This is a genomic window from Geminicoccus flavidas (assembly GCF_009806515.1).
GTDB classification, from domain to species: Bacteria; Pseudomonadota; Alphaproteobacteria; order Geminicoccales; family Geminicoccaceae; genus Geminicoccus; species Geminicoccus flavidus.
The window spans coordinates 1-9507 of the sequence record NZ_WUJP01000138.1; the positions used below are offsets into that span (position 1 = coordinate 1).

Genomic DNA, 9507 nt, shown 5'->3' on the forward strand with positions numbered 1-9507 from the left:
ATGTCGATCCGCTCCAGGCCGCGCCCGCCTGCCAGGTTCGCCGCCAGGACCGAGGCCTGTCCCTCCGCCTGCCAGGCCACGCCCAGCAGCCGCTCGCCCGACCGGGTGGGGAAGGGATAGGCGGCGAACAGGGGCGTGCTGCAGATCCGCTGGCCTCCGGCCTGCCGGGAGCGGTCGAACACCACCAGCCGCTCATGCGGCCAGCCGCCATCGGTCAGCGCCACCATCTGCCGGCCCAGCAGCAGCACGGCCCGCTGCCTGGAGGCGGCTTCCGGCCCGCCCGCCATCGCCTGCGGCGCCCCCAGCGGCTGGCGCCAGGTCACCACCGGCTGCCCGTCCGCACCGGCATCCAGGCGCTGCAGCGCGTCCCCAGCGACCAGGAACAGCGCACCCTCGCCCGGATCGACCGCCGGATGGCTGCCGACCGTGGCGGAAGCCCCGTTCGCCGCCGTGAGCCCCAGGGTCCTGGTCGTGCAGTCGTCCAGGCGCAGGGTTCCCGCAATCCCGGCGGCGCTCACGAACCAGGCGCGGCCGCCGCCCTGCGGCAGGAGCGCGGTCACCTGGTCGCCGGCCGGCAGGGCGGGCTTCAGGTCGCAGGCCGCCACCTGCTCGAACCTGGCCGTCCCCCGGGTCCACACCGCACCGATCGTCACCACCCGGACCTGCTGGACCACCCATATCTGGCTGCCGCCCGCCAGGACTACGATCCGGCCGGCCTGGTCGACATAATGCGCGCCGGTCGCCGGGCCATCGGGCAGCGCCAGCTCGGCCAGACGGTTCAGGAAGCCAGGGTCCAGGAGATTGAGCGTGGCCCCGCCGGGCCTGGTACAGACGGCCAGCACCCGGCCCTTGTCATCCAGCGAGACCTCGCCGCAGGCGGCATCGAGCCGGATCGAGCCCACCGCCTGCATTCCGCCCAGCGGTCCCGCCGCCGCCTGGGCGCCGATGGTCGGCCGGGCCGTGACGGGTGCCAGGGCGACCAGGGGCCGGGGCGATGCCGGGCGGCCGGAGAAGCTGCCGGCAGCACCCGCCGCCACACCATTCGCTATCGGTTCCGGCTCCGCCGCCGTCGACAGTACCGGCAGCAGGAGCGAGAGAAGAAGTGCCGTAGAAAATCCGGCACGGCGCGCCCGACGGATCATCCGCGCGTGTCCTCGCATGGGCCATGGAACATCATGACACGTCTCAGCGCACTGACTCAAGTCACGCCGTCATGGCAACGCCAGACAGCCGCGGCAGGAACCCCGACCCAACCGGCTCCGTCCCCGGAAAGTCGCGGTCAGCGGCGCGGCGGGCGCCGGTCATGGGGCGCCAGCACCCGGACCGCGGCATGCTCGGCAGTGCGCGCCGCCGCCTGCGGGAGCGCCACGTACTGGCGTCGCCGGGGCCGGGCGGTCTGGAAGGCCGGGGCGCCCAGATAGAGCTGCTTTTCCGCCTCCGCCAGGAGGATGCCGCCGAACTGCGGCCAGAGCCGCTGGCCGGTGCGCTCCAGCGGGATGGCCAGGCGCTGCAGGATCTTCAGGTTCCAGGGCGGCACGAACATGGCGCGGCGCACCTCGCCCCGCACCAGGAGGTGGCGGGCGAGCAGGCGCTGGAGCTGGCCGGATGTGAAGGGCGAGCCCTGGCCGAACGGCGTGGTGTCGGACAGGGACCACAGCCCGTGCCGGTTCGGCACGATCAGCACCACCCGGCCGTCATCGGTGAGCACCCGCCAGATTTCGCGCATCAGCCGGTTCAGGCTGCGGCAGGTCTCCAGCGCATGGACCAGGAGCAGGCAGTCCACGCTCTGGTCGGCCAGCGGGATCTCGTCCTCCTGGAAGATCGCGAGCCGGCAGGGCCCCGTCTCCGGCCAGCGCTGCACGATGCAGCCGGCCGGCACCAGGGCCAGGGTCGCGGCCGCCTCGTCGGCGAAGACGTCCAGGAACGGCATGGCGAAGCCCATGCCGACGATGGTCTTGCCGGCCACCTGCGGCCAGAGCTGGCGGAGCTGCAGCCCGATCAGCCGACGCGCGAGCTGGCCCTTGCGGCTGGCGTAGAACTGCTCGAGATCGCCGTTCATGACTCCCTTCGGTTCTCGCTTCGGTTCCCGGCTCGACAAAGGTCGTGCGCCGCCCGAGGTGGCGCGCACTGCTCGTCTGGACCATATACGACGGCAATGCCCATGCTGAAGTGGGTAGACGCCCAAACGCGACTAAACGGGAGATGCGACCTTGGCCAATGCCCCAATCCTGGTGGAACTCCTGCCGATCCTGGACGACAACTACGCCTTCATGCTGCGCCAGGAAGGCAATTCCAGGGTGGTGATCGTGGATCCGGGTGAAGCGGCGCCCATTGCCGAGGCGCTGGCCGAACGCAGCCTGCAGATCGGCAGCATCCTGATCACCCACAGCCATGCCGACCATGTCGCCGGGGTCGAGGAGCTGGCGCTGGCCACCCAGGTCGAGGTCATCGGCAACGGCGCCGACTGCCACCGCCTGCCCAAACTGACCCGCACGGTCGAGCCGGGCCAGCGCTTCGAGCTGCTGGGCACGCCGGTCGAGGTGCTGGACACGCCCGGCCATGTGCGCGGCCATGTCAGCTACCACCTGCCGGAGGCCAAGCTGCTGTTCTGCGGCGACGTGATGTTCACCATGGGCTGCGGCCGGCTGGGCGAGGACGGGCCCGAGGTGCTGTGGAAGTCCCTGCAGCTCCTGGCCGGGCTGCCCGACGACACCAAGGTCTATTCCGGCCACGAGTACACGCTGGGCAATGCCAAGTTCGCGGCCCACGTCTTCCCGGACAACCAGGAGATCAAGGCCAGGCTCGCCAAGGTCCAGGAGCTGCGGGCGGCCGGCCAGCCCACCGTGCCGACCACGATCGGCGAGGAGAAGCGGACCAACCCGTTCCTGCTGGGCGGGTCGGAGGCGCGCTTTGCCGAGTTGCGCGAGGCCAAGAACAACTTCCGCGGCTAAGGCAGGGCTCAAGGCAGGCGGCGCAGCATGGTACTGGCCGTCTGCCGGGCCGCCAGCGCCACGGCCAGCACGATGGCGAATGCCCCAAGCAGCAGGATCGCCACGTCCAGCGGCCGGACGGCCAGCACCGTCTGCACCGGCCAGCCGCCCGCCGGCCCGGCCTTTGCCAGCATCAGCATGACGAGCGTACCCAGGCCGGCGCCGGCCAGGCCGCCTAGCCATAGCGGGCGGAACGGGTAGGGCCGCAGCTCGCGCAGCATGAACGCGTCGTCGGCGCCGAGCATGCGCAGGACCTCGATCTCCCCGTGCCGGCGCCGGACGGCATCGGCCGCCACTGCCGCCGCCAGCAACACCGCCAGCAGCAGGGCGCCGGCACCGAAGGCCGGCATGGCATAGCGCAGCAGGGCGAGCAGTGCCGGGTCCGCGCGCGGGCCGATGATCCCGGCATCCTCGATCAGGCCGTCCGGGGCGAGTGCGGTGATCCGCCCTTGGAGCCGCAGGAGGTCGGGCACCACTCCTGGGTCGAACCGGACCTCCAGCAGGAGCGGCATGGGCAATTCGGCATCCCGGCCGCCGACCAGGACCTCGCGCACCTCCGCCTCGGGGATCGCCTCGACCTGCCCGACCTCCGGATCGGCGCGCAGCAGGGCGACCACGCCAGCGAGGTCGCCGTCGCGATCGGACGGATCGAGCGGTGCCGGCAGGGACACCACCGCCACCGCGACGCTGCGGTCCTCGGCCGCCAGCAGCAGGCCATGGCCCGCGGCGGCGAGCGCCAGGGCGACCGTCGCCGCCAGGACCAGCAGGCCGAGCAGCAGAGCCGCCATGCCCCTGGCCGGCCAGCCGGGTGTCGGGAAGCTGCCGGCACTCATGCGACCAGGTCCGTCGATGCGGTGGGCAGCGCCGGATGGAGGCGGCCGTCGGCCAGGCGCATGGCCGCCCCCCGGACCCGGGCTGGCAGTGCTGGGTCATGGGTCGCCAGGAGGATGGTGGTGCCGGCCCGGTTCAGCTCGCCCAGGAGGTGGAGGGCACGATGTGCCAGCGGCCCGTCCAGCAGGCTGGTGGGCTCGTCGGCCAGCAGCAGGTCGGGTCGGCTGATCACTGCACGTCCGAGGGCCAGCAACTGGCGCTCGGCGGCAGACAGCTCTCCTGGCCGCCGTGCCGCCAACCCGGTGATCCCCAGCCAGTCCATGAGCTCGGCGACCGGCGGCCGGATCTGCCTGGCGGGCAGACCCGCGATGCGGAGCGGCAGGGCCAGGTTGGCCGCAGCACTCAGATGGTCCAGGAGGCGCAGGTCCTGGCAGACGAGCCCGATCCGGCGGCGGATCCGGGCGCGCTCGGTCCGATCGATCCATGCGGTGTCCCGGCCGAACAGGGTCAGCCGCCCGGCCGGCGGGGCGGCGGCGCGGGCGATGGTAGCCAGCAGCGTGGTCTTGCCGGCGCCGCTGGCGCCGGCGATCACCAGGAACGATCCTGCTTGCACGGTGAGGTCGATGTCGCGCAGAACGTCCGGGCCGGAACCATACTTCATGGCGGCCCCGAAGAGTTCGACGATGATTTCGCGCTGGTCGCTCAATATCGATCCTGGAACCACTGCCGTCTTGCCCCCGGATCGCCGCCGGCCGGGCCGGATGCGTCAGCCATGGTCGGTGCGGCCGGTATCATGCCCGACATCATGATCGTCACCTGCCCCAACTGCGGCGCCAAGTACAAGATCGACAGCGCCGCGATCGGCGAGAAGGGGCGCATGGTCTCCTGTGCCAATTGCCGCCATCGCTGGTTCGTCGATCGGGAGCGACCCGGTGCCGAGCTTGCCGCGCCCGAGCCGCCGTCGCCACCGCCAACTGCCGAGCGGCCGCGCCTGGGCGAGGAGCCGGGCATGGTGCGGCGGGGCAGCCGGAGCGGCGCGTTCGGCTGGCTCGTCCTCCTGGTGCTGGCAGGCGTGGTGGCCGGCCTGGTGCTGGCCCGCAACCAGATCGCCACAGCCTGGCCGCAGGTGGCGGGCATGTACCGCCAGCTTGGCCTGGAGGTGACGGTCGATCCCGGCCTGGAGATCCGCGGCGTCACCTCCTCGGAGATCGACGAGGACGGGGAGCGGGTGCTGGTGGTGAGCGGCGAGATCGTCAACACCACCGATTATGCTAGGTCGGTTCCGGCCCTGCGGGTGGCGCTGCTCGACAGTGATCGGATGGAACTGACCAGCGAGGTGGTGCGGGTCGAGCCGCCCATCCTGGAGGCCCGCGCCACCACCCGGTTCGAGGCGCAGCTGGAGGACGTGCCCCCCGAGGCGCGCCACACCGCGGTGCGGTTCGAGGACGCCCCTTGACCCTGCCGATGGCGCGCGCCCTGGCCGAGGCCAAGGCCGCATCCGAGCGCGGCGAGGTGCCGGTTGGCGCCGTGGTCACCGACCGGGCCGGGCGGATCGTCGCCGCGGACGGCAACCGGGTCGAGGAATGGCGGGATCCCACCGCCCATGCCGAGATCCTGGTGCTGCGCGCGACGGCCGCCGCCCTGGGCTCGCCGCGCCTGGTCGACCATGACCTGTGGGTGACGCTGGAGCCCTGCCCGATGTGCGCCCAGGCGATCGCCTTCGCCCGGATCCGCCGCCTCCACTACGGTGCCGCCGATCCCAAGGGCGGCGGCGTCGACCACGGCCCGCGCATCTTCGGCCAGCCCACCTGTCATCACCGGCCGGAAGTGGTGGCGGGCATCCGGGAGACGGAGGCGGCGGCGCTGTTGCGGGAGTTCTTCCAGGCGCGGCGTTGACCAATGCCAGGAGGAATGTGTATGTTCCTGCGAGTTCATACACATCGGGCACGTGATGCGCACCAACATCGACATTGATGATGCCCTGTTGGCGGAAGCGGCTCGGCTCACCGGGCTGCCTACCAAGAAGGCGGTCGTCGAGGAGGCGTTGCGCAGGCTCGTTCGTCAGAAGAGACAGGCGGAAGCGCTGCGCGAACTGACCGGCATCGGCTGGGAAGGCGATCTTGACGTGATGCGCACCGACCGGAGTGGCCATGGACCCTGGGGCACGCCGCATAGCGACGAGCCCCCGTCCACGTGACCCTTCTCACTGTGGACAGTTCCATCTGGATCGACGTCTTCAGAGGCAGGGACACGCCGAAAGTCAGGCTGTTTCACGCGCAGAGCGACGAAACTGAGATCGTCCTGGGCGATCTCGTCCTGGCGGAACTCTTGTCCGGTGCGCGCGACGAAGGGCATGCCATCCGCATCGACCAATGGCTGAGGCGGTTTCCGACGATCGACATGGTAGGCGAACGCAACGCGCGGGTCGCTGCCCGGAACTACCGTATCCTGCGTCGCCTGGGCTTCACCATCCGCAAGCCGAACGATCTGTTCATCGCGACCTGGTGCATCGAGGAAGGCGCCACCCTCCTCCACCGCGACCGCGACTTCGATCCGTTCGAGCAGCATCTGGGCCTGCGCGTCCTGCGCTGAGCTTCACACCCCTGCCCGCTTCCTGCCCCGCGCCCGTGCCTTCGCCTCCCTGGCCTTCTCCGCGCGCGACTTGCTGGTGGGCTTCCAGGCATGGGCGCTCGCCTGGGCCACCGGGCGGGACGGCATGCCGAGCTCGCCGTCCTCCAGCCGCTTGATCTCGTCGCGCAGCCGGGCGGCCTCCTCGAACTCCAGGTTGCTGGCGGCCTTGCGCATCCGCTGCTCAAGCTCGCCGATATGGCGCTGCAACTCCATGCCGGTCAGGATGGTCGGCTGGTCCTCGACTAGGTCCACCGTCACGTAGTCGCGCTCTGCCACGTCCTTCAGGATGTCGGCAATCTGCCGCTTGATGGTCTGCGGCGTGATGCCGTGCGCCTCGTTATGGGCCAGCTGCTTGGTCCGCCGCCGCTCGGTCTCGGCCAGCGCCGCCTCGAGCGACCGCGTCATCCGGTCGGCATAGAGCACGACCTTGCCTTCGACGTTGCGCGCCGCCCGGCCGATCGTCTGGACCAGCGAGGTCTCCGAGCGCAGATAGCCCTCCTTGTCGGCGTCCAGGATCGCGACCAGCCCGCATTCGGGGATGTCCAGCCCCTCGCGGAGCAGGTTGATGCCGACCAGCACGTCGAACTTGCCCAGGCGCAGGTCGCGGATGATCTCGATGCGCTCCAGCGTGTCGATGTCCGAGTGCATGTAGCGCACCAGCACGCCCTGCTCGTGCAGGTATTCCGACAGGTCCTCGGCCATCCGCTTGGTCAGGGTGGTGACCAGCGTGCGCAGACCCTTCTCCTTGGCCAGGCCGATCTCGTGCATCAGGTCGTCGACCTGGTGCTCCACCGGCCGGACCACGCAGACCGGGTCGACCAGCCCAGTCGGCCGGATGACCTGCTCCGAGAACACGCCGCCGGTCCGCTCCATCTCCCAGGAGCCGGGCGTGGCCGAGACGAAGATCGTCTGCGGCCGCATCGCGTCCCATTCCTCGAACTTGAGCGGGCGGTTGTCCTTGCAGGACGGCAGGCGGAAGCCGAACTCGGCCAGGATCGACTTGCGCGCGAAGTCGCCCTTGTACATGCCGCCCACCTGCGGGACCGTGACGTGGCTCTCGTCCACGATCAGCAGCGCATTGTCCGGCAGGTACTCGAACAGGGTCGGCGGCGGCTCGCCGGGCGCCCGGCCAGTGAGATAGCGCGAATAGTTCTCGATGCCGGAGCAGGACCCGGTGGTGAGGATCATCTCCAGGTCGGCCGTGGTGCGCTGCTCGATCCGCTCCGCCTCCAGGAGCTTGCCGGTCGCCCGGAAGTGCTCCAGCGTCTCCTTCAGCTCCAGCCGGATGCCCTCCACCGCCGCCTGCAGGGTGGGCTTGGGCGTCACGTAGTGGCTGTTGGGATAAAGGCGGATCTGCTCCAGCTTCTCCAGCCGCTTGCCGGTGAGCGGGTCGATCTCCACCAGCGCGTCGACCGTGTCGCCGAACAGGTCGATCCGCCAGGCCTTGTCCTCCAGATGGGCCGGGAAGATCTCGATCACGTCGCCCTTGGCGCGGAAGTTGCCGCGCGCCAGCTCCATGTCGTTGCGCTTGTACTGCAGCTCGACGAAGGCGCGCAGCAGCTTGGCCCGGTCGACCTTCTGGCCCTTCTTCAGGGTCATGGTCATCCGCGCGTAGGTCTCGGGGCTGCCGATACCGTAGATGCAGCTCACCGAGGCCACGATGATGACATCGTCTCGCTCGAACAGCGCCCGGGTCGCCGAGTGGCGCATCCGGTCGATCTGCTCGTTGATGGCGGAGGTCTTCTCGATATAGGTGTCGGTGCGGGCGACGTAGGCTTCGGGCTGATAGTAGTCGTAATAGGAGACGAAGTACTCGACTGAGTTCTCCGGGAAGAAGCTCTTCATCTCGCCATAGAGCTGCGCGGCCAGGATCTTGTTCGGCGCCAGGATCAGGGTCGGTCGCTGCAGGTTCTTGATGACGTTAGCCATGGTGAAGGTCTTGCCGGAGCCAGTAACGCCCAGGAGTACCTGGTCGCGCTCACCGCGCAGCAGGCCCTCGGTCAGTTCCTGGATCGCCTGCGGCTGGTCGCCGGCCGGCTGATAGTCCGAGGCGAGCGTGAGCGCCTGCCCACCCTCCGGCCGCTGGATCAGCTCCGGGCTCTCCGCCACTGCCTTTAACAGGTCCAGACCAGCCAGCGCGTCTGTCGTGGGCAGCTTCGTCATGGTTCACCCGTCGCCGTTCATCCGCATGCGGTCCGACATGGTGGGGTGGCACAGGCACCAGAACAAGAGGGGAACGATGTGGCCATTCGGTCTCATCCACCTGCCCGAGCAGGCTGTCGCAAAGATGCGACTTGGCGAAAAATATTAACTTCGTGTAATGATATCCCGTCGCGTCATCGCTTATGACGCAGGGAGCATTTCCATGGCGACCGTCATCGGCACGAACCGGCTGGACCTCCTGCGCGGCACCTCCGGCCCGGACACGTTCTTCGGCCGGAGCGGCAACGACCTCCTCAGCGGCAGGGAAGGTGCCGACCGCCTGCACGGGGAGGCTGGCGACGACCGGATCTGGGGCGATGCGGGCAGTGACCGGCTCTATGGCGGGACCGGCCATGACCGGCTGCGGGCCGGCAGCGGCCGCGACTGGCTGGACGGGGGCAGCGGCAACGATCTGGTCGACGGCGGCGATGGGGATGACAGTGCCTATGGCGGCAATGGTGACGACCAAGTCCTGGGCGGCGGCGGGTCCGACTACCTGTCAGGCGGTGCGGGCGACGATGTCGTGCGCGGCGGCGAGGGAACCGATGAACTCACGGGTCGGGAGGGCCGGGACGCCCTCTACGGCGATGCCGGCAACGACTCTCTGCGGGTCGGTATCCTCGGCTATCTGGACGAACCCGAGCCCGACCTTGACCTTGGCTCCAACCTCGCCGACGGCGGTGCCGGTGACGATCACATCTATGGTGCCGGCGGCGCCGACCGGCTGCTTGGCGGCGCGGGAAACGACCGGATCGAGGGCCGCTCGGGTGCTGACCGCATCGATGGCGGCGACGGCCAGGACGCGCTCACGGGCGACCTCGGCAGCGACGTGATCCATGGCGATGCCGGGCGC

General features: G+C 69.9%; 10 protein-coding genes and 1 pseudogene. 6 read left to right on the forward strand and 5 right to left on the reverse strand.

Annotated features, from left to right (window positions below):
* Positions 1-1142 (reverse strand): annotated as a pseudogene (locus tag EQG76_RS03735) (hypothetical protein); the annotation flags it as partial.
* Between the two features lie 137 nt (positions 1143-1279).
* Entirely contained in the window at positions 1280-2059 is a 780-nt protein-coding gene (locus EQG76_RS03740; protein ID WP_159710732.1) for a methyltransferase domain-containing protein, read from the reverse strand.
* Between the two features lie 151 nt (positions 2060-2210).
* Here EQG76_RS03740 and gloB point away from each other — a divergent pair, with 151 nt between their 5' ends.
* On the forward strand, positions 2211-2951 hold the full coding sequence (gloB, locus tag EQG76_RS03745) for a hydroxyacylglutathione hydrolase (protein WP_235031196.1): 741 nt from the start codon (positions 2211-2213) through the stop codon (positions 2949-2951).
* 8 nt (positions 2952-2959) lie between these two features.
* Here gloB and EQG76_RS03750 read toward each other — a convergent pair whose 3' ends face one another.
* A complete protein-coding gene (locus EQG76_RS03750) occupies positions 2960-3823 on the reverse strand; it encodes an FtsX-like permease family protein (RefSeq protein WP_159710733.1) in 864 nt (287 codons plus the stop codon).
* Complete coding sequence (locus EQG76_RS03755) at positions 3820-4527, reverse strand: cell division ATP-binding protein FtsE (protein WP_159710734.1); 708 nt, start codon at positions 4525-4527, stop codon at positions 3820-3822. Before EQG76_RS03755 ends, EQG76_RS03750 begins: the two co-directional genes overlap by 4 nt.
* A 66-nt stretch (positions 4528-4593) precedes the next feature.
* On the opposite strand from EQG76_RS03755, the gene EQG76_RS03760 reads away from it, so the two are divergent.
* The 4 genes from EQG76_RS03760 to vapC are packed head-to-tail and all read left to right on the forward strand — an operon-like array spanning position 4594 to position 6413.
* A complete protein-coding gene (locus tag EQG76_RS03760) occupies positions 4594-5277 on the forward strand; it encodes a DUF3426 domain-containing protein (protein ID WP_159710735.1) in 684 nt (227 codons plus the stop codon).
* Positions 5278-5285: 8 nt separating this feature from the next.
* Positions 5286-5717, forward strand: coding sequence for a nucleoside deaminase (locus EQG76_RS03765; RefSeq protein ID WP_159710745.1), 432 nt, complete (start codon positions 5286-5288; stop codon positions 5715-5717).
* A 55-nt stretch (positions 5718-5772) separates the two neighbouring features.
* A complete protein-coding gene (locus EQG76_RS03770) occupies positions 5773-6018 on the forward strand; it encodes a type II toxin-antitoxin system VapB family antitoxin (protein WP_159710737.1) in 246 nt (81 codons plus the stop codon).
* A complete protein-coding gene (gene vapC, locus EQG76_RS03775; protein WP_159710739.1) occupies positions 6015-6413 on the forward strand; it encodes a type II toxin-antitoxin system VapC family toxin in 399 nt (132 codons plus the stop codon). Before EQG76_RS03770 ends, vapC begins: the two co-directional genes overlap by 4 nt.
* Positions 6414-6416: 3 nt before the next feature.
* Here vapC and uvrB read toward each other — a convergent pair whose 3' ends face one another.
* Positions 6417-8615, reverse strand: coding sequence for an excinuclease ABC subunit UvrB (gene uvrB, locus EQG76_RS03780; protein WP_159710741.1), 2199 nt, complete (start codon positions 8613-8615; stop codon positions 6417-6419).
* A gap of 202 nt (positions 8616-8817) precedes the next feature.
* On the opposite strand from uvrB, the gene EQG76_RS03785 reads away from it, so the two are divergent.
* Positions 8818-9507 (forward strand): calcium-binding protein (locus tag EQG76_RS03785; RefSeq protein WP_200840533.1); only part of this gene is annotated, 690 nt, incomplete at its 3' end.